Raw genomic sequence first — 18,576 nt, forward strand, 5'->3', positions numbered from 1 at the left:
TGCGGTCCTCTCGGGGTGGGCGGGGCGGCCGGCTAGATGCCGCCGCCGTGGGAGAACTTGGCGTCGCGGTTCTCGGCCTGGGTGATGCGGCTGTTGGGCGGCACCCCGGTGGTGAGCCAGACGTTGCCGCCGATGGAGGAGCCCCTGCCGATGACGTTGCGCCCCAGGATGGTGGCGCCGGCGTAGATCACCACGTCGTCCTCGACGATGGGGTGGCGATCGATGCCCTTGATGGGCTTGCCGTGCTCGTCGAGCGGGAAGCTCTTGGCCCCCAGCGTGACGCCCTGGTAGAGCCGCACCCGCGCGCCGATCTTGCTGGTCTCGCCCACCACCACGCCGGTGCCGTGGTCGATGAAGAACTTCTCGCCGATGGCCGCGCCCGGGTGGATGTCGATGCCGGTGAGGGTGTGGGCGTACTCGGTGATGATGCGCGGGATGAGCGGCACGCCCTGCAGGTGCAGCGCGTGGGCGATGCGCTGGTTGGTGACGGCGAAGATGCCCGGGTAGGCGAAGATGGCCTCGTCGCGGCTCTTGAGCGCCGGGTCGCCCTCGTAGGCCGCCTCCACGTCGGAGGCGCAGAGCCGGCGGATCTCCGGCACCTGCACCAGGAAGGCCGCCACCGCCTCGCGGGCCGCCGCGGCGCAGTGGGCGCAGCCGTGGTAGTCGTGCCGCTCCGAGAAGGCGCAGGCGCGCCGCACCTGCTCCTCCAGCGCCCGCGCGGCCTTCTCCAGCGTCGAGCCGATGTAGTAGTGCAGGCTCTCCTCGCGCAGGTCGGCGGTGCCGAAGTAGCCCGGGAAGATCACCGAGCGCAGCGCCTCCACGATCTCGATGACCGCCTCTCGCGCCGGCAGCACCGCCTGGCCGCCGGGGATGCCGGCCAGTCCGTTGGCCCCCTTGACCAGCTGCTCGACGATGTCGCGGAGGTTCACCTCCGCCGCCTTCCTCGGCTCGCTCACTTGGGCTGCTCCTCGAAGAGCCAGGTGGAGAGGTAGCGCTCGCCGGTGTCCGGCAGCACCACCACGATGAGCTTCCCGGCGTTCTCCGGCCGCTGGGCCACCTGCACGGCCGCCCAGGCGGCGGCGCCGCAGGAGATGCCCGAGAGGATCCCCTCCTCGCGGGAGAGGCGCCGCGCCCAGGCGCCCGAGTCCTCGTTGGAGACCTGGATGACCTCGTCGAGGATGGCCGTGTTGAGCACCTTGGGCACGAAGCCCGGGCCCCAGCCCTGGATCTTGTGGGGCCCCGGCTTGCCGCCGGAGATGACCGCCGAGTCCTTGGGCTCGGCGGCGATGATCCTGATCTTCGGGTTCCTGGCCTTGAGGACCTCGCCCACGCCGGTGATGGTGCCGCCGGTGCCGGTGCCGCCCACGAAGATGTCCACCTTCCCGTCGGTGTCCCGCCAGATCTCCTCGGCGGTGGTGCGCCGGTGGATCTCCGGGTTGGCCGGGTTCTCGAACTGCTGCAGCACCAGGTAGCGCGGGTCCTCGGCCGCCATGGCGTTGGCCTTGGCGATGGCCCCCTTCATGCCCTCGGCGCCCGGGGTCAGCACCAGCTCGGCGCCCAGCGCCAGCAGGATGCGCCGCCGCTCCACCGACATGGTCTCCGGCATGGTCAGCACCAGCCTCAGGCCCTTGGCCGCGGCGGTGAAGGCCAGGCCGATGCCGGTGTTGCCGGAGGTGGGCTCGAGCAGGATGGTGTCCGGGCGGATGGTCCCGGCCCGCTCGGCCGCCTCGATCATGGCCACGCCGATCCGGTCCTTGACCGACGAGAGCGGGTTGAAGCTCTCCAGCTTGGCCACCACCGTGGCGCCGGCGCCGTCGGTGATCCGGTTGAGCCGGACCAGCGGCGTGTTGCCCACCAGCTTCGTGACGTCGTCCGCGATGCGCATGTGCCGCTCCTCCGTGATGGCGGATACCACGCCGGCCTCCCCCCGGCCAGCCGGGAGGCGGGGCCCAGGGGGTCTACGCCGGACCGCCCTCCTCCGCCAGCGCCCGATCGATGTCGTCCTCGGTGGGCGCCGCCGCCCCCCCCGGGGCGGCCGCCTCGTCCGCCCCCCCGCCCTCGTCCGCGGCGGGCCCGGGGCCGCCGCCGGGCGGGTGGAAGAAGGCGTGCACCGCGGCGGCCTGCTTCTCGCCGAACCCCTCCACCAGCCGCAGCTCCTCCGGGGTGGCCTGGCGCACCCGCTTCAGGGCCCCGAAGTGGCGCAGCAGGGCCCGCTTGCGCCCGTCGCCGATGCCCGGGATGGCCTCCAGCACGCTCTGGAAGTTCCGCTCCCGCCGCAGCTTGCGGTGGAAGGTGATGGCGAAGCGGTGGGCCTCGTCGCGCAGCCGGGTCAGCAGGAACAGCTCGGCGGAGTTCTGCCGCAGCACCAGCGGGTCCTTGCGCCCGGGCAGGAAGACCCGCTCGGGCGTGCGCTCGGCCTCGGGCACGAAGCCCTTCTCGGCCGCCTCCGCCGCGTCGGCCAGCGCCCCGGCGGCCCCGCCCGCCCCGCGGCCGCGCCGGCTGCGCCGCGACACCACCCGGGTGGCGCCCAGGTCGCCGCTGACCAGCCGCGACTTGGCCAGGCCGATCAGCTCCACGAAGGGCGCCTCGGGGCTGCCCGGCACCGGCTTCACCGGCACGCCCAGGTCGCGCGCCGCCGCCAGCGCCGCGTTGAGCTGTCCCTTGCCGCCGTCGATGACGATCAGGTCCGGCAGGGCGCCCTCGGCCAGGCCGCGCCGGAGCCGCCGCACCAGCACCTCGTGCAGCATGGCGAAGTCGTCCTGCCCGGCCACGCCCTTCACCTTGTAGCGGCGGTAGCCGGCCTTGTCGGGCTCGCCGTCGCGCATCGAGACGCCCGAGCCGACCGCCAGGGCCCCCTGGAAGGTGGAGATGTCGTAGCACTCCATCCAGCGCGGCGGCCGGGCCAGCGAGAGGCCGCGGGTCAGCCCCAGCAGCGCCTCCTCGCGCCGCTCGTCGCGCTCGTGCCACTGGGTGAAGCTCTGGGCGGCGTTGCGGGCCGCCCCCTCCAGCAGCTCCACCTTGGCCCCGCGCTGCGGCGTGAGCAGGCGCACCCGGCGGCCCCGCCCCTCCGAGAGCACCTCGGCCAGCGCCTCGGCCCCGTCCGGCTCGAGCGGCAGCAGCACCTCCTCGGGCGCCGGCGCCTGCTCGTAGTAGGCCGCCAGGAACTGCGAGAGGATCTCCGGGTCGCCGGCCGCCTGCCCGCGGAACGGGAAGGCCCGCGCGTCGATGAGCCGCCCGGCCCGCATCACCATCACCTGCACCACCAGGTCCGGCCCCTCGCGGTGCAGCCCCACCACGTCGCGGTCGGCGCCGTCCCCCAGCATGACCCGCTGGGTCTCGAGCGAGCGGGCCACGGCGCGGAGCTGGTCGCGCAGCCTGGCCGCCTCCTCGAAGCGCAGGGCGCCGGCCGCCTCCGCCATGCGGGCCTCCAGCCGCGCCGCCAGCTCCGGCTCGCGCCCCTCCAGGAAGGCCACCGCGTCCTGCACCGAGGCGGCGTACTCCTCCTGCGGCACCTCGTAGACGCAGGGGCCGGGGCAGCGCTTGATCTGGTACAGGATGCAGGGCCGGCGCCGGGTGGCCAGCACGTGGTCGGTGCAGGTGCGCAGCTGGAAGTGGCGGTTGATGAGCTTGAGCGTCTCGCGGATCGACCAGGCCGAGCTGAACGGCCCGAAGTAGCGCGCCTGCGGGTCGCGGGCCTCCTTGGCCCGGCGCACCTCCAGGCGCGGGTACGGGTGGGTCGGGTCGAGCCTGAGGACGATGAAGGTCTTGTCGTCCCGGAAGACCACGTTGAAGCGCGGCCGGTGCTTCTTGATGAGCTCGTTCTCGAGGAGCACCGCCTCCTTCTCGGAGCGGGTGACGATCACCTCGATGGCGCCCAGCAGCTGGTCGAGCAGGGCCACGAAGGCCCGCTCGTCGGCCCGCGGCGCCCCGAAGTAGGAGCGGACGCGGCTGCGCAGGCTGGAGGCCTTGCCCACGTAGACCACCACCCCGGCCCGGTCCTTCATGAGGTAGCAGCCGGGGGCGGCGGGCAGGTCGTCGAGGGTGCGCTGGAGGGCGGCGTCCATGGGCGGCGCCTACTTTGTCGCGGCGCGGGCGCGCGTGCCACCCCGGCGCACGCCGCACCCGCTCCGCCCACACCGCCCAGCGCGCGGCGACCCCGCCCCGGGCCGGGGCCCGCCACCCTGGGCCCCCCGGCACCCGGCCGGTGCGTGGGTCCTCCCGGCCGACCCGGCCCAGTGTCCACGGCCGCTTCGCCCGCCCGGCGGCGCCCGGACCGGCTGGCCGCCGGCGTGCACTCCACGGCCCCATGACCAGCCTCCGCCTCGCGCTCGCGGCCGCCCTCCTGCCCCTCCTCACCGCCTGCACCGCCATCATCCCCATCGACGTGGCCCGGGAGATCACCCTGCGCTCGCCCGCCGGGGCCTTCGAGGCCACCCAGGCCATCGACCTCAGCGCCGACGAGGCGGTCTGGGAGAAGCGGGACAAGGTGGACGCCGTCTCGGTGGACGAGCTCACCGCCACGGTGGTCTGGGTGGGCGCCGGCCACCAGGCCCAGGCCGTCGACCTGGCCCTCCGCTTCCGCGCCGAGGACGCCCCGGCCGACGGCAGCCAGGACCTCGGGGTGGGCACCCTGGCCGGCCTGCGGTTCGAGGTGGGGGCCAGCGTCACCGTGCCGGGCTCGGCGGCGCTCGACCTCTTCCTGGCCGAGGTCCTCCAGGGGAGCGGCCGCTTCACCGCCATGGGCGCGGGCACCCTGGACGGGGCCGCCGACGCCGTCATCGAGCTGCGCCTGAAGGGCTCGGTGGCCTACAAGATCGCCGGGTAGCCGCGCCAGGCCGGGGCGGGCATCGGCCCCGCGGGCCCCGGCGCAAGCGCCTCAGCCCCGCGGCGCCAGCGCCGACGGCAGCCAGGGGAAGAGCTGCACCAGCTCGGGCGCGCCCTGCCACAGCGCGGCCCGCACCGCCGGCAGGGCCGAGGCGGCCAGCGCCGCCACCATGGGGCGCAGCGCCCGGTCGGCCTCGTCGGGCTCCAGGTCCACCGAGAGGTCGGAGCTGCGCCCCTCGGCCAGGTCCGCCAGCAGCTCCAGCAGCGCCGCCTCGGGCAGCTCCGGGGTGAGCCGGCGCGCCAGCTCGCGGGCCGCCGCGGCGTCGCCGGAGGCCAGCAGCGCCACGCCCAGCCGCAGCCCGGCCCGGCCGGAGGGCGGCTTGCCGGCGGCGTGTGGCAGGGCCTCCAGGGCCAGCGGCAGGTCCCCGGCCAGCAGCGCCCCCTCGCCGACCGCGTCGTGCAGCTCCGGCGGGTGGCCCCAGGCCGCCCCGTGCACGCTGGCGAAGGCCGCCACCCCGCGGGCCCCGCCGCGGGCCCGGTGCAGCGCCACCGCGGCCAGCAGCGCCTCGGGGTCGCGCGGGGCCAGCTCCAGCGCCTCCTCGGTGCGGGCCAGGGCGCCCTCCACGTCGCCGCGGGCCAGCGCCAGCCGGGCCAGCCCGAGCAGCGGCCGCACCGTGGCCAGCTGCAGGTTCTGGGTCTCGCCCGCCAGGGCGCGGCAGCGCTCGAACTCGGCCGCGGCCACCGCCGGCCGGCCCAGCGCCTCGTTCAGCTCGGCGCGGCGCAGGTGGAAGGCGGCCGAGGGCCGGACCCGCCCGGCCCAGACGTCCAGGAAGGCCAGGGCCTGGCCGGGCACGCCGCGGTGCAGCCCGTCGGCCACCAGCGCCACCAGCTCGCCGCCGAAGTGGGCGGTGCGCAGGGGCTCCGGGTAGGCCCGGATGGCCGCCACGGCGTCGCCGGCGGCCCGCCACCAGAGCCCCCGGTCACCCCAGAAGCGGGCCTGCTCGAGCCGCTTGAAGTGGGCGTACAGGTCGGCCGGGTCGGCGGCCAGCACCTTCTCCAGCAGCGCCACGTCGCGCCCCTTCTTGTCGCGCGCCGAGGCCCGGGCCCGCACGTAGCCCAGGTGGTCGACGAAGCCGTCCAGGTGGACCTGGCGCCGCCCGGTCCGCCCCAGGTAGGCCCGCACCGCCTCGCCGACGTCCTCGTGCACGGCGTGGCGGAACAGGATGGCCGGGTCTCGGCGGAACAGGCGCAGCAGCCGGGTCTCGCGCAGGTGGCCGTGTGGCAGGCGGTTGCGCATGAGCACGGTGGCCGCGCCGGCCCGCTGGTCCTCCAGCACGGCGCGGGCCGAGGCCACCAGCTCCGGCGAGACCAGCTCGTCGGCGTCCAGCACCACCACCCAGTCGCCGCTGGCCGCCTCCAGGGAGACGTTGCGGGCCGCCGAGAAGTCGCCGGTCCACTCGCGGCGCAGCAGCCTGGCGCCGGCGGCCTCCAGCAGCCGCGGGGTCCGGTCGGTGGAGCCGGTGTCCACCGCCACCAGCTCGTCCCACAGGCCGCGGGCGTGGTCGAGGAAGCGTGGGAGGAGCTCCTCCTCGTCTCGCAGGATCATGCAGAGGGACAGGCGCGCGGCCATGGGCGCCCAAGAGACCACGGGAGGGGTGCGGTGTCGACCTCGGGCGTGTCCCGGGTGGGCGCCGCCCCCCTGCTCGCGGCGATCGGTGGCAGACTGCCGCCGCTCTCCGACCGAGGACCCCTCGATGGCACGTCGCACCAGCCGCACCCCGCCTCGCACCCCGCGCGCCCAGGCCCACCGCGCCTCGAAGGCCGGCCGCCCCGCCGCCCGCCCGCCGGCCTCGGGCGCCGCCACCCGGACCGCCAGGCGGCCCGGACCGCGCGGCCGCGCCGAGGCCCCCGAGCCGGTGCTGGACAGGTTCCTGCGCTACGCCGTCATCGACACCCAGTCGGCCGAGGACGCGCCGCAGGTGCCCAGCACCGGCGGGCAGCTCGACCTGGCCCGGCTGCTCCAGGCCGAGCTGCTGGCGCTCGGCGCCCGCAAGGTCCACCTGGGGCGCCACGGCTACCTGATGGCGGCCATCCCGTCGAACCTGCCGCCGGGCCACCCGGCCCGCGGCCGCGTCCCGCGGGTCGGCCTGGTGGCCCACCTCGACACCTCGCCGGCCGCGCCCGGCGCCGGGGTCCGGCCGCAGCTCCTGACCTACCAGGGCGGCGACCTGGCGCTGCCGGGTGACCGGTCGGTGGTGCTGCGCGCCGCCGAGAACCCGGCCCTGGCCGCCGAGGTGGGGCGGCGCATCGTCACCAGCGACGGCACCACGCTGCTCGGGGCCGACGACAAGGCCGGCGTGGCGGTGATGATGGCGCTGGCCGAGGCGCTGCTGCGCCCGGGCGCGCCGCCGCACGGCGAGGTGCGGCTGGCCTTCACGCCCGACGAGGAGGTCGGGCGCGGCACCAGCCACTTCGACCTGGCCCGCTTCGACGCCGAGGTGGCCTACACGGTGGACGGCGACGGCACCGGCGAGCTCAACCGCGAGACCTTCAGCGCCGACGCCGCCACCGTCACGGTGACCGGTCGCTCCATCCACCCCGGCCAGGCCAAGGGGGTGCTGGTGAACGCGCTCAAGGCGCTGGCCGACGTGATCGTGCGGCTGCCGCCGGCGCTGTCCCCGGAGGCCACCGAGGGGTACCAGCCCTTCATCCACCCGCACGGCGCCGCCGGCGACGAGGGCCGGGCCACCCTGAAGCTGCTGCTGCGCGACTTCGAGACCGAGGGGCTGGCCCGGCAGCGCGCCGTGCTGGAGGGCATCCTCGCGCAGGTCCGCCCGCTCCACCGCGGGGCGCGCCTGGAGCTGTCGATCACCGAGTCCTACCGCAACATGAAGGTGGTGCTGGACGGCGCGCCGCGCGTCACCGCGGCGCTGGAGGAGGCCACCCGCCGCGCCGGGGTGGAGCCGCGCTGGTCCCCGATCCGCGGCGGCACCGACGGCTCGCGGCTCTCGGCCATGGGGCTGCCCACGCCCAACTTCTTCGCCGGGGGCCACAACTTCCACGGCAAGACCGAGTGGCTCTCGGTGGCCGGGCTGGAGGCCTCGCTGGCCACCGCGCTGCAGCTGCTGCAGGTCTGGGTCGAGGTGTCGGCGGCCTGAGCGGCGCCGGCGCGGTCCCGCGCTGGCGCGCGCCAGGCGGGCTCCCGCGCTCCTGGCCCGCTGCCCCTGGGGCGCGGCGCCGGGCCACCCGCGCACCGCCTCCACGCACCGACGGTACGGCCAGGGGAGGCCCGGGCGCCCCCGCGTCCCCCGCTCATGCGACACCGGCCGTGGCGTCCCACGCGTCCCGTTGCCGCACCCCATCGGCGACCCACCCACTTCACCTCCGGTGGTGGCCTATCATGCCCTTGCTGCATCAACGACCACGCCGCGTGACCGACTTCATCGCCAATCCGCGCAGGGCCTTGCGCCTGCAGCTCCGCTGCGCCGCCCACATCCAGGCGGACGGCGAGGTCTGCCTCGGCACCACCGAGGACCTCGGCGCGCGCGGCTGCCGCCTGGTGGCGCCCACCCGCCTGGCCGCCGGCAGCCAGCTCCAGCTGCGGCTCACCTGCGAGGGGGCCAGCGGGCCGCTCGCGCTGCGCGCCGCGGTGGTGTGGGAGGAGCCCGGCCCACCCTGGCGCCACGGCGTGGTGTTCGCGGCGGGCGACCGCGGGCGCGCCGAGACCTGGTTCGACGAGCTGGCCGAGCACCACTCGGAGCTGCTGCACCTGGTGCGGGTGCCCGACCGGCTGGAGCTGAAGGCCCGCCTCTACGTGACCGCGGCGCCGGCCACCGCCCCCGCGCTCGGCGACGAGGAGAAGGTGGTGCTGCGGCTCGCCTGCGGCCAGCCCACCCTGGGGCAGCTGCAGCGCGTGCTCGGCCCCGACTGGTCGCGGGCGCAGCGGGCCCTCTTCGCCCTCATCGGGCGCGGCACGGTCACGCTCGACGCCCTCGAGGCGGCCGACCCGGTGGGGTGGCGCTCCCTGCTCGACGCCGGGGGCCGCGGCCGCCAGTACCGGGCCTGAGCGGCCGGGCCGGCCTACGGGCGGCCGGCCCCGCCGGCGAAGGTGTCGCAGGCGTCCGGATCGCCCCCCTCGAAGCCGCGCCGGAACCAGCGGGTCCGCTCCGCCGACGAGCCGTGGGTGAAGCTCTCGGGCGCCACGCGCCGGCCCGCCTGCTGCTGCAGCCGATCGTCGCCGATGGCCGCGGCGGCGCCCAGGCCCGACTCCAGGTCGCCCGGGTCGAGCAGCCCGCGCGCCCGGGCGGCGTGGCCCCAGACGCCGGCCAGGCAGTCGGCCTGCAGCTCCAGGCGCACCGAGAGGGCGTTGCGATCCTGCGGGCGGCGGCGCTGCGCCTCGCGGACCTTGTCGTCGATGCCCAGCAGGTGCTGCACGTGGTGGCCCACCTCGTGGGCGATGACGTAGGCCTGGGCGAACTCGCCGGGCGCGCCGAAGCGGGTGCCCAGCTCCCGGTAGAAGCCGAGGTCGAGGTAGACCCGCTGATCCGCCGGGCAGTAGAAGGGGCCCATCTCCGCGCCGGCCTCGCCGCAGCCGGAGCGGACCTCGTCCCAGAAGAGCACCAGCCTGGCGTCTCGGTAGCGGTCCGGGCCGCGCCCCAGCTTCTCCCCCCAGGTCCGCTGCGCGTCGTTGAAGGAGGCCACCGCCACCTTCTCCAGGGCCGCCTCGGCCTCGGCGCGCGCCCCGGTGGCGGGGCCGACCGGGGCGCCGGCGGCCGCCGCGGGGTCGTCGGCGGCGCCGCCCAGCACCGCGAACAGGTCCTGCTTGAAGACCAGCGAGAGGACCAGCACCACCAGCGTGCCGCCCACCCCCAGCTTGGCTCCGGCGCCGCCCAGGCGGGCGCCGCGCCGGTCCTCCACGTTGCTGCGGTCGCCGTCGTCCCCGAGCCGCATGCTGCCTCCCCCGCTGGTGTCCGCGGACCCTACCGCCGGCCCGCCGCGCCATCAACCACGGGGCGGGGCGCCCGGCCCGTACGCCCGGTCCGCCCCGCCCGGTGGGGCCACCGGCCCAGGCGGCCGGCCGCGGGCAGGAGCGGCACCTCGCCGCGTCGAAGGCCGTTGACCCCCCCGGGACGGTTGCCGCACCATGGCGGCGTGCCGACCACCTCGCGCCGCCTCCCCCGCCCCCCGCCGGGCGCAGCGGGCCTCGCCCGCTGGCTGACCACCGCCGCGCTGCTCGGCGCCCTCGCCTGTGCCTCGCCCTCCGGGCCGGGCGGCGGCGGCCGCGGCGCCGCGCCGCCGGAGGCCACCACCAACCCGTGCCTGGCCTGCCACGCCACCACCGTGGACGCGGCGCGCGCCCGCGCCGTACTCCACGCGCCCTTCCGCCCCGGCCGGTCCTGCAGCGGCTGCCACACGCCGCACGACGGCGCCGCCGGCGCCGCCCCGGTGGGCAAGGTGGCCGCCTGCACCGAGTGCCACCCGCAGCCGCGCTTCGCCGTGGTGCACGGGCGGGCGCCGGCCGGCCGGCCCCGCTGCACCACCTGCCACGCCCCACACGCCGCCAACCAGCCCCGCCTGCTGCGCGCCGCGCTGCCCGGCCTGTGCACCGAGTGCCACGCCGACCTGGCCGGCAGCCACGGCGGCTACCCGGTGGCCACCGTGGCCTGCGACCGCTGCCACGGCCTGCACGGCGGGGGCGACAAGCTCCTGCGCGCCACGGTGCACCCGGTGGCGGCCGACTGCGGCTCGTGCCATGCGGGCCCGGCCACGGCGGCGCCCTTCGCCCGGAGCGCGGCCGAGCCGGCGCTGTGCCACCAGTGCCACGACGACGCGGCCGCCGACGCCGCCCGGCCGGTGGTGCACCGGCCGGTGCGGGAGCGCTGCACCAGCTGCCACTCGCCGCACGCCACCACCCAGCCCGCGCTGCTCACCGAGGCGCCGCGCACCCTCTGCCTCGGCTGCCACCAGGCCATCCAGGCCAAGGTGGCCGGCGCGCCCCACCGGCCCGCCGGCGAGGGCAAGTGCCTGGCCTGCCACGCCCCGCACGCCACCGCCCAGCCGGCCCTCCTGCGGCAGCCCCCCGGCCAGCGGTGCGGCGCCTGCCACACCCAGGTGGCCGCCTGGGGCGCCCGGCGCGACGCCCACGCCCCGGTGCGGGAGGGGCGCTGCGAGGCCTGCCACGACCCCCACGGCGGGGCCACCCACCTGGTGCGCCAGGCCGCCGAGCCGCTCTGCCTGTCCTGCCACCGGCAGGGCGCCCCGGCCTGGAGGAAGGACAGCCGGGTGCACGCGCCGGAGCCGCGCGGCGCCTGCCTCGACTGCCACGCGCCGCACGTCTCCGAGCACCCGCGCCTGCTGGCCAGGCCGCCCGGGGCGCTGTGCGTCTCCTGCCACGGGACGCCGGCCGCCATGCGCCCCGGCGTGAAGCTGCACGTGGCCTTCACCGGCGGCGACTGCCTGACCTGCCACGAGCCACACGCCGGCGGGAAGGCCAGCCTGCGCGGGGACGGCGCCGACGTCTGCCTGGCCTGCCACCTGGGCGTGCGCAAGACCTGGGCCCGCGCCGCCTCGGTGCACCCGCCCTTCGCCGACGGCCCCTGCAGCGCCTGCCACGACGGCCACGGCACCGCCCAGCCGCGCATGCTGCACCAGCCCGAGCGGCAGCTCTGCCTGGGCTGCCACGACGACCTGGCCACCGCCCTCGGCAAGGCCGGCGCGGTGGTCCACCCGCCGGCCCGGGACGGGTGCCTCACCTGCCACCGCGCCCACGCCGCCAGCGAGCCCTCCCTGCAGCGGGACCGGGCGCCGCGCCTCTGCGCCCGCTGCCACGACCTGGCGGGGCCGGCCTTCGCGGCCCGCCACGGCGGGTTCGACGCCTCGGCGGCGCGCTGCACCGGCTGCCACGAGCCGCACAGCGGGGCCGCCAAGGGGCTGCTGCGGGCCCAGCTCCACCCGCCCTTCGAGGAGGGGAGCTGCGGCGCCTGCCACTTCCCGGTGCCGCCACCGCCGGCCGCCCCGCCCAGGCCCGACCTCCTGCCCGGCGGGCTGGCGCGCTGCGCCGACTGCCACGACTTCGACGCGCTGGTGGCGGCCCGGGGGGCCCACCAGCCGGTGGCCACCGGCGCCTGCTTCGGGTGCCACTCACCCCACGCCGCCTCGGAGCCCCACCTGGTCCGGGAGGCCGGCGACGCGCTCTGCGCCCGCTGCCACGTGACCGGTACGCCGGCCTTCGCGGCGGCCCACGGGCCCAGCGGAGGCGCGGGGCGCTGCGCCAGCTGCCACCCGCCGCACGCGCCGCGCCCGGCGCCGCCGCCCAGGAAGCGCTGAGCCGGGCGCCGAGCGGGCGCGGCCGGGGGCGGGCGCTGGCGCCGAGTCCGGGCCGGGGCGCGAGCCCGCGGCGCGCCGCTACCCGAGCAGCTTGAGCGCCAGCTGCGGCATCTGGTTGGCCTGGGCCAGGACCGAGACCCCGGCCTGGCTGAGGATCTGGCTGCGCGACATGCGGCTGGTCTCCTCGGCCACGTCCACGTCCCTGATGCGGCTGTTGGCCGCCGACAGCGACTCCGAGTAGGACTGGATGGTGGTCACCGCGCTCTGCAGCCGGTTGCCGGTGGCGCCGAGGGTGGACCGGGCGGAGGAGACGGCGCTCAGCGCGCTGTCGATGGTGGCGAGCGCGGTCCGGGCCGAGGCCTTGGTGGCGAGGGAGAGGCCTGCCACGCCGAGGCCGCCGGTGGTCGTAGGGCTGGTGGTCGTGGCGTAGCCGAGCGCGGCCAGGCCGGCGGCGGTTCCACCCCCCACCTGGGAGGCGATCCGGAAGAGGCTGGAGGCGGCGCCCGCTGCGTCGCTGCCCGCGATGCTCTCGGAGCCCGCCATCGTGGCCGACCCCATCGCGAGCGCGGCGTTGGTGGCGGCCGTGTCGGCGGCGGTCCTGGCCGAGAAGTCGGTCCCGCCGGCGCCGATGTCGGCGGCGTAGGCCTGGAAGGCCGCCGCCAGCAGCGGGTCGCCGCCGGTCCCGCCGCTCGCGGTCGCGGCGACCAGAGCGATGGCGGCGGCCCGCCCCGGGCTGTCGGCGATCGGGACAACATGGGGGAAGCCGGTGGACTGCCAGTAGGCGGTCGAGAAGACTCCTCTCGCATAGCCGTAGAAGTCGTTGGTCAGGCCGACGGCGCCACTCTGGGTCACACCGAGGGCGTCTGCCGCATTGGCCGCGGTATCGACGTTGTCCGTTGCCTGGAACGTGGTGGCGAAGGTGGTGGCGACGTTGGCGAGGATGGCGGCCGCGGGGCCGGTCGTCGCTGCCACGGGCCCGATCCCCGTGACCGTACCGCTCGCCCCCGCCGTCGTCGCGTTGATGGTGGTCAGGCTGATGCGGTCGAACCCGGTGGCGCTGTTCTGGATGCCCACCTGGAAGTCGAGCGTGGTGGCCGAGCCGTCCAGCAGCTTCTGGCCGTTGTACTCGGTGACCTGCGAGATCCGCTCCAGCTCGCTCACCAGCGCCCGGGCCTCGGTGTCGACGTACCCCCGCTCCGAGTCGCCGATGCCGTCCGAGGCCGACTGCATGGCCAGCTCCCTGAGCCGGGTCAGGATGCTGGCCTGCTCGTTGAGCGCCGCCTCGCTGGCCTGCACGACCGAGAGGCCATCGTTGGCGTTGCGGGTGGCCTGGTTGTAGCTCCGGATCTGCGCCTCGAGCGTGGTGCTGATGCCGAGCCCGGCGGCGTCGTCGCCGGCCCTGGTGATGCGGAAGCCGCTCGAGAGCCGCGACAGCGACGAGTCCAGCGCCGACTGGGTGCCGGTCAGGTTCTTCTGCGCGTTCAGGGAGGCGACGTTGGTGCGGATCGAGAGGGACATGGTGTGCCGCCATCGCCCACCGGGAGATCACGTTCGGCCGGGGCGTCAGCGCGGGTTCCTTGCCTCAGTCCTCGGCCCGGGATCCCTGGGACCTTAGGGGCAGGCGCCGAATCAACCTGGAGTGTCAGGCGACACGGCCGAAGCTGCCTGGTTCACTCCTGGTGATGCGACGCAGCGACCGGGGCCCTTGTCGCCGGTCAAGCCGGGGGCCGCAGCGCGTCCCGCTCCGCCACGGTGAGGACCCGCGGCATGGCCACCGGCCGGCCGGCCGCGTCGAAGAAGGGGGTGGGCCGGTGCCGGCCGAGCAGCCGCCCGCGCAGCAGGAACAGCGCGATCCGCAGGATCAGCCCAGGCGGCACCTTGGGGTGCACCGGGAAGGGCGCCACCCCGGTGGCGAAGCGCCCCTGCAGGCGGGTCGGCGGCCCGAGCGCCGCGTCGCGCGCCGCCGCCGGCAAGTCCAGGAAGGCGTGGACCAGGCCGATGAAGGGCATCTTCGGCGAGGAGAGCCCGTTGCCGATGGGCGTGGCGCAGCAGCCGGTGTGCCAGCGCAGCAGCCCCTGCTCGGCCAGCCGCAGGCAGCGCAGCTGCTCGGCGCCCCGGGTGATGGCGACCTGCGACGGGGTGGTCTGGAAGATGTCGGTGCCGCCCCAGGGGTCGAGCACGTCGGGGCGCCCCAGCGCCCGGGCGTAGGCCTGGCAGTCATCGCAGGAGCAGGCCACGTGCAGCCCCCCGCGGGCGGTGTCGAGCTCACCGGCCACGGCGCCGCAGCGACAGCGCAGCGGGATCTTCACCGCCTCCTCCGCTTGGGCGGCCGCTTGGCCCCGCTGAGCCGCCCGGCCGCCGCCGCGCCGGCCATGGCCCCGCTCCCCAGCAGCCCCTTCATGCCGGCCAGGTTCGGGGAGAGCCCCAGGCCGAACCCCTTGATGGCCGAGATGCGGTCGCGCAGGGCGGCGGCCTTCTCGAAGTCGAGCGCCGCGGCGGCGGCCTTCATCTCGGCCTCCAGCGACGCCACCATGGCCGGCAGCTCCTCCGGCCGGTACTCGGGCGCCCCCTCCGCGGCCACCGGCACCGTGAGGTAGTCGCCCTCCCCCGCCGCCGGCCCCAGGTCGGAGAAGGCCCGCGTCGTGGACTGGGGGGTGATGCCGTGCTCGGCGTTGTAGGCCCGCTGCTTCTCGCGCCGCCGGTCGGTCTCGTCGATGGCCTTCCGCATCGAGTCGGTGACGCGGTCGGCGTAGAGCAGGACCCGGCCCCTCACGTTGCGGGCGGCCCGGCCGATGGTCTGGATGAGCGACACCGAGGAGCGCAGGAAGCCCTCCTTGTCGGCGTCCAGCACCGCCACCAGCGAGACCTCCGGGATGTCGAGCCCCTCCCGCAGCAGGTTGATGCCGATGAGGACGTCGAACTCCCCCTTGCGCAGGTCGCGGATGAGGGCGCTGCGCTCCAGGGTCTCCACGTCGGCGTGCAGGTAGCGGCACCTCACCCCCACGTCGGTGAAGTACTCGGTCAGGTCCTCGGCCATGCGCTTGGTCAGGGTGGTCACCAGCACCCGCTCGCCGGCCTCGGCCCGCTGGCGCACCTCGCCGAGCAGGTCGTCCACCTGGGTGGCGACCGGGCGGATCTCCACCTCCGGATCCACCAGCCCGGTGGGGCGGATGATCTGCTCCACCACCACGCCCCCGGCCCGGTTCAGCTCGTACTCGGCCGGGGTGGCCGAGACGTAGATGGTCTGGCCGCACAGCGCCTCGAACTCCTCGAACTTGAGCGGCCGGTTGTCCAGCGCCGAGGGGAGCCGGAAGCCGAACTCCACCAGCGTCTCCTTGCGCGAGCGGTCGCCCTTGTACATGGCGCCGATCTGGCTGACGGTCTGGTGCGACTCGTCGATGACCATGAGGAAGTCGTCGGGGAAGTAGTCGAGCAGGCAGGGCGGCGGGTCGCCGGCCTTCCGCCCCGAGAGCCAGCGCGAGTAGTTCTCGATGCCGGTGCAGAAGCCCATCTGCTCCAGCATCTCCAGGTCGAAGCTGGTGCGCTGCTCCAGCCGCTGCGCCTCCACCAGCTTGTTCTGGCCGGTGAGCTGCTGCAGCCGCACCTGCAGCTCGTCGCGGATGCCGGCGATGGCCTTCTTGCGGGTCTCCGGCGCCGAGACGTAGTGGGAGTTGGGGAAGATGGCGGCCTTGTCGAGCTCGGCCAGGGCCACCCCGCGCAGCGGGTCGAACTCCTGCAGCCGCTCCACCACGTCGCCGAAGAACTCGATGCGGATGGCCCGCTCCTCCTCGTAGGGCGGGAAGACCTCCACCGTGTCGCCGCGCACCCGGAAGGTGCCGCGGTGGAAGTCGAGGTCGTTGCGCTCGTACTGGATGTCGATGAGCGAGCGCAGGAAGCGGTCGCGCGGGAACTCCTGCCCCTTCTCCAGCTGCTGCAGCAGGCCGTAGTAGGCCTCGGCGGTGCCCAGGCCGTAGATGCAGGAGACCGAGGCCACGATGAGCACGTCGTTGCGCGTCAGCAGCGCGTGGGTGGCGGCGTGGCGCATCCGGTCGATCTCGTCGTTGATGGACGAGTCCTTCTCGATGTAGGTGTCGCTCGAGGGGACGTAGGCCTCCGGCTGGTAGTAGTCGTAGTAGCTGACGAAGTAGTGGACCGCCGCGGCGGGGAAGAGCGCCTTGAACTCCCCGTAGAGCTGGGCCGCCAGCGTCTTGTTGTGGGCGATGACCAGGGTGGCCCGCTTCAGGTCGGCCACCACGTTGGCCACCGTGAAGGTCTTGCCCGAGCCGGTCACGCCCAGCAGCACCTGGGCCGGGTCGCCGCGCCGGAGGCCGGCGGCCAGCTCGGCGATGGCGCGCGGCTGGTCTCCGGTGGGGAGGAAGTCGCTCTGCAGGTCGAAGGGCACGGGGCCCGAACATACCGCCCGACCCGGACACCCGCCGCCGCCCCATCCGGGCGGCGACCGGGCCCCGGCCGGAGGTATGCTCCGGGTGAATGCGCCCCCCCGTCCGAGCCCTCCCCCCCGCCCTCGGCGCCCCGCCTGCCGGCCGTTCGGCCCGGCCGGCTGCCCTGGCGGCGCTCCTGCTGGCAACGGCGACGCTGGCCGGCTGCCCGGCCTCGACGCCCGCCCCCTCCTGCCCCGCCGGCCAGACCGCCTGCGGCGGCCTCTGCTTCGACCTCCAGTCGGACCCCGGCTCCTGCGGCACCTGCCTGCACCGCTGCCCCACCGGCGCCTCTTGCCAGGCCGGGACCTGCACCTGCCCGGCCGCCCTCCCGGACGTGTGCGGCGGCCCGAGCGGCCAGTGCGTCGACCTGGCGACCGACGACCTCCACTGCGGCGACTGCAGCGTGGCCTGCGGCCTCGGCAGCTGCGGCGGCGGGGCCTGCGCCTGTGACGTCGGCGCCACCTCCTGCCCGGGCCCGGGCACCCGCTGCGTGGACCCGCTGACCGACACCGGGAACTGCGGCGCCTGCCGGAACGGCTGCGCCACCGGCCAGAGCTGCAGCGGCGGGGCCTGCCTGTGCCTGGCGCCGCGCCTGGAGTGCGGCGGCGCCTGCGTCGATCCCCGCACCGACGAGCGGCACTGCGGGGCCTGCGGCGCCACCTGCGCGCTCGGCGCCACCTGCACCGCCGGCGTCTGCGCCTGCCCGGCCGGGCAGGTCGACTGCGCCGGCACCTGCCGGGCGCTCGCCACCGATCCGCTCAACTGCGGCGCCTGTGGGACCCGCTGCGCCAGCGGCGCGACCTGCGCCGGGGGGAGCTGCGCCTGCCCGGGCGGCCAGGTCACCTGCGGCGGCGCGCCCGGCGCCTGCGCCGACCTGGCCAGCGACCCGCTGCACTGCGGGACCTGCACCACCTCCTGCGCCGCGGGCCAGGCCTGCACCCTCGGCACCTGCTGCGGCGCGGGGCTGCTGGCCTGCCCGGTCGGCGCGGCCAAGGCCTGCTGCGCCGGCACCAGCTGCTGCGCCGGCGGCTGCCAGACCGCCCACACGAACGGGCTCGGCCAGACCTACTACGACTGCAGCGCGCCCGGGACCTACACCCAGGCGGCCGCCCAGCGGGCCGCCGACGCCTGGTCGCCGGCCGGCGGCCTCGACAGCGGCCAGTTCTGCGCCGGCAACTGCTACGCCCGGGCCACCGCCACCGCCGCCGCCACCTGGTGCTACGACGGCCTCTTCGCCGGACGGGTCGAGCTCAACACCATCTCCATCGCCCCGCTCTGCCCCACCAGCGCCTCGCCAGGCTGGGACTGACCGTCACGCCGGGCGGCCGGCCCGGGCGGCTGAAGTCTTCTTTTAATCGCTGGGCCCTCGACATTTGCGGTCGAAGCGACTAGTGTGCGCCGGTCTCCCACGCCCAGAGTCGGCACCGGCGACCGGGTCGGCACGCCGCCGCCCGAACGAAAAGAGCGATCAGATGGCCAGTGGTACCGTGAAGTGGTTCAACGACGCGAAGGGCTTCGGGTTCATCACTCAGGACGGCGGTGGCGAGGACGTCTTCTGCCACCACACCGCGATCGTCGCGGACGGCTTCCGCTCCCTCCAGGAGGGGCAGAAGGTGGAGTTCGAGGTGAAGAAGGGCCCCAAGGGCCTGCAGGCGGCGAACGTCCGCGCCATCTGAGCGCCAGACGCTTCGACCACGGAGGCCCGGCCATCGCGGCCGGGCTTTCTCTTTTCACGGGGCATCCAACAGGAGGACTGAATGGCCTTCAACCCAGGGCACCTGAAGCGGCAGAAGGAAGCGAAGCGCGCCGAGAAGCAGCGCGAGAAGGACGCCAAGCGCGAGGAGCGCAAGAAGGAGAAGGACGAGCGCGGGCCGCTCGCCCCGGGTGAGGATCCGGACATCGCCGGCATCATCCCGGGCCCGCAGCCGAAGCCCGAGGAGTAGCCACACCCTTCGCCGCCGGGCGCCGCTGGCGCACCGGCGGC

The 18,576-nt window shown here is 76.0% G+C and carries 15 protein-coding genes; 7 read left to right on the forward strand and 8 right to left on the reverse strand.

Annotation, left to right across the window (positions count from 1 at the left end):
• Positions 1-32: 32 nt before the first annotated feature.
• From IPO09_16215 to uvrC, 3 genes are all read right to left on the reverse strand, one after another.
• Positions 33-956, reverse strand: a complete 924-nt coding sequence (locus IPO09_16215) for a serine acetyltransferase (protein ID MBK9518860.1) — start codon at positions 954-956, stop codon at positions 33-35.
• Complete coding sequence (cysK, locus tag IPO09_16220) at positions 953-1,885, reverse strand: cysteine synthase A (GenBank protein ID MBK9518861.1); 933 nt, start codon at positions 1,883-1,885, stop codon at positions 953-955. The genes IPO09_16215 and cysK overlap by 4 nt, the downstream gene beginning before the upstream one ends.
• A 73-nt stretch (positions 1,886-1,958) precedes the next feature.
• Positions 1,959-4,064 (reverse strand): excinuclease ABC subunit UvrC, encoded by a 2,106-nt coding sequence (gene uvrC / locus IPO09_16225; protein MBK9518862.1) that lies wholly within the window; start codon positions 4,062-4,064, stop codon positions 1,959-1,961.
• 242 nt (positions 4,065-4,306) lie between these two features.
• Between uvrC and IPO09_16230 the strand changes: the two genes are divergently transcribed.
• A complete protein-coding gene (locus tag IPO09_16230) occupies positions 4,307-4,825 on the forward strand; it encodes a hypothetical protein (protein MBK9518863.1) in 519 nt (172 codons plus the stop codon).
• A gap of 51 nt (positions 4,826-4,876) precedes the next feature.
• Here the strand turns inward: IPO09_16230 and IPO09_16235 are convergent, their stop codons facing one another.
• Positions 4,877-6,454 carry a glycosyltransferase gene (locus IPO09_16235; protein MBK9518864.1) on the reverse strand — a complete coding sequence of 526 codons (1,578 nt, stop codon included), beginning with the start codon at positions 6,452-6,454 and terminating at the stop codon, positions 4,877-4,879.
• Between the two features lie 124 nt (positions 6,455-6,578).
• On the opposite strand from IPO09_16235, the gene pepT reads away from it, so the two are divergent.
• Together pepT and IPO09_16245 are read left to right on the forward strand one after the other, a co-directional pair.
• Positions 6,579-7,982, forward strand: coding sequence for a peptidase T (gene pepT / locus IPO09_16240; protein MBK9518865.1), 1,404 nt, complete (start codon positions 6,579-6,581; stop codon positions 7,980-7,982).
• A 272-nt stretch (positions 7,983-8,254) separates the two neighbouring features.
• Positions 8,255-8,890 carry a PilZ domain-containing protein gene (locus IPO09_16245; GenBank protein ID MBK9518866.1) on the forward strand — a complete coding sequence of 212 codons (636 nt, stop codon included), beginning with the start codon at positions 8,255-8,257 and terminating at the stop codon, positions 8,888-8,890.
• A gap of 14 nt (positions 8,891-8,904) precedes the next feature.
• Here IPO09_16245 and IPO09_16250 read toward each other — a convergent pair whose 3' ends face one another.
• Positions 8,905-9,774, reverse strand: a complete 870-nt coding sequence (locus IPO09_16250) for a neutral zinc metallopeptidase (protein ID MBK9518867.1) — start codon at positions 9,772-9,774, stop codon at positions 8,905-8,907.
• A 201-nt stretch (positions 9,775-9,975) separates the two neighbouring features.
• Between IPO09_16250 and IPO09_16255 the strand changes: the two genes are divergently transcribed.
• On the forward strand, positions 9,976-12,150 hold the full coding sequence (locus IPO09_16255) for a hypothetical protein (GenBank protein ID MBK9518868.1): 2,175 nt from the start codon (positions 9,976-9,978) through the stop codon (positions 12,148-12,150).
• Positions 12,151-12,228: 78 nt separating this feature from the next.
• Here IPO09_16255 and IPO09_16260 read toward each other — a convergent pair whose 3' ends face one another.
• The 3 genes from IPO09_16260 to uvrB all read right to left on the reverse strand — a co-directional run bounded on the left by IPO09_16260 (position 12,229) and on the right by uvrB (position 16,552).
• Entirely contained in the window at positions 12,229-13,668 is a 1,440-nt protein-coding gene (locus IPO09_16260) for a hypothetical protein (protein MBK9518869.1), read from the reverse strand.
• Positions 13,669-13,865: 197 nt separating this feature from the next.
• Positions 13,866-14,459 (reverse strand): hypothetical protein, encoded by a 594-nt coding sequence (locus IPO09_16265; GenBank protein MBK9518870.1) that lies wholly within the window; start codon positions 14,457-14,459, stop codon positions 13,866-13,868.
• The gene (uvrB, locus tag IPO09_16270; protein ID MBK9518871.1) at positions 14,456-16,552 is read right to left on the reverse strand and encodes an excinuclease ABC subunit UvrB; all 2,097 of its coding nucleotides are present in this window, start codon (positions 16,550-16,552) and stop codon (positions 14,456-14,458) included. The genes IPO09_16265 and uvrB overlap by 4 nt, the downstream gene beginning before the upstream one ends.
• Before the next feature lie 89 nt (positions 16,553-16,641).
• Here uvrB and IPO09_16275 point away from each other — a divergent pair, with 89 nt between their 5' ends.
• From IPO09_16275 to IPO09_16285, 3 genes are all read left to right on the forward strand, one after another.
• Positions 16,642-17,901, forward strand: coding sequence for a hypothetical protein (locus IPO09_16275; protein ID MBK9518872.1), 1,260 nt, complete (start codon positions 16,642-16,644; stop codon positions 17,899-17,901).
• Positions 17,902-18,064: 163 nt separating this feature from the next.
• Positions 18,065-18,268 carry a cold-shock protein gene (locus tag IPO09_16280; GenBank protein MBK9518873.1) on the forward strand — a complete coding sequence of 68 codons (204 nt, stop codon included), beginning with the start codon at positions 18,065-18,067 and terminating at the stop codon, positions 18,266-18,268.
• An 81-nt stretch (positions 18,269-18,349) separates the two neighbouring features.
• On the forward strand, positions 18,350-18,535 hold the full coding sequence (locus IPO09_16285; GenBank protein ID MBK9518874.1) for a hypothetical protein: 186 nt from the start codon (positions 18,350-18,352) through the stop codon (positions 18,533-18,535).
• The last annotated feature ends 41 nt before the right edge of the window (positions 18,536-18,576 follow it).

Source organism: Anaeromyxobacter sp. (assembly GCA_016718565.1).
In the GTDB taxonomy this organism is placed as follows: Bacteria; Myxococcota; Myxococcia; order Myxococcales; family Anaeromyxobacteraceae; genus JADKCZ01.

What these genes read in the sequence shown, in the direction of transcription:
- cysK (MBK9518861.1), bottom strand. Translation starts at nt 1,885, where the DNA reads ATGCGCATCGCGGACGACGTCACGAAGCTGGTGGGCAACACGCCGCTG.
- IPO09_16260 (MBK9518869.1), bottom strand. Translation starts at nt 13,668, where the DNA reads ATGTCCCTCTCGATCCGCACCAACGTCGCCTCCCTGAACGCGCAGAAG.
- IPO09_16235 (MBK9518864.1), bottom strand. Translation starts at nt 6,454, where the DNA reads ATGGCCGCGCGCCTGTCCCTCTGCATGATCCTGCGAGACGAGGAGGAG.
- uvrC (MBK9518862.1), bottom strand. Translation starts at nt 4,064, where the DNA reads ATGGACGCCGCCCTCCAGCGCACCCTCGACGACCTGCCCGCCGCCCCC.
- pepT (MBK9518865.1), top strand. Translation starts at nt 6,579, where the DNA reads ATGGCACGTCGCACCAGCCGCACCCCGCCTCGCACCCCGCGCGCCCAG.
- IPO09_16275 (MBK9518872.1), top strand. Translation starts at nt 16,642, where the DNA reads ATGCGCCCCCCCGTCCGAGCCCTCCCCCCCGCCCTCGGCGCCCCGCCT.
- IPO09_16250 (MBK9518867.1), bottom strand. Translation starts at nt 9,774, where the DNA reads ATGCGGCTCGGGGACGACGGCGACCGCAGCAACGTGGAGGACCGGCGC.
- IPO09_16230 (MBK9518863.1), top strand. Translation starts at nt 4,307, where the DNA reads ATGACCAGCCTCCGCCTCGCGCTCGCGGCCGCCCTCCTGCCCCTCCTC.
- IPO09_16285 (MBK9518874.1), top strand. Translation starts at nt 18,350, where the DNA reads ATGGCCTTCAACCCAGGGCACCTGAAGCGGCAGAAGGAAGCGAAGCGC.
- IPO09_16280 (MBK9518873.1), top strand. Translation starts at nt 18,065, where the DNA reads ATGGCCAGTGGTACCGTGAAGTGGTTCAACGACGCGAAGGGCTTCGGG.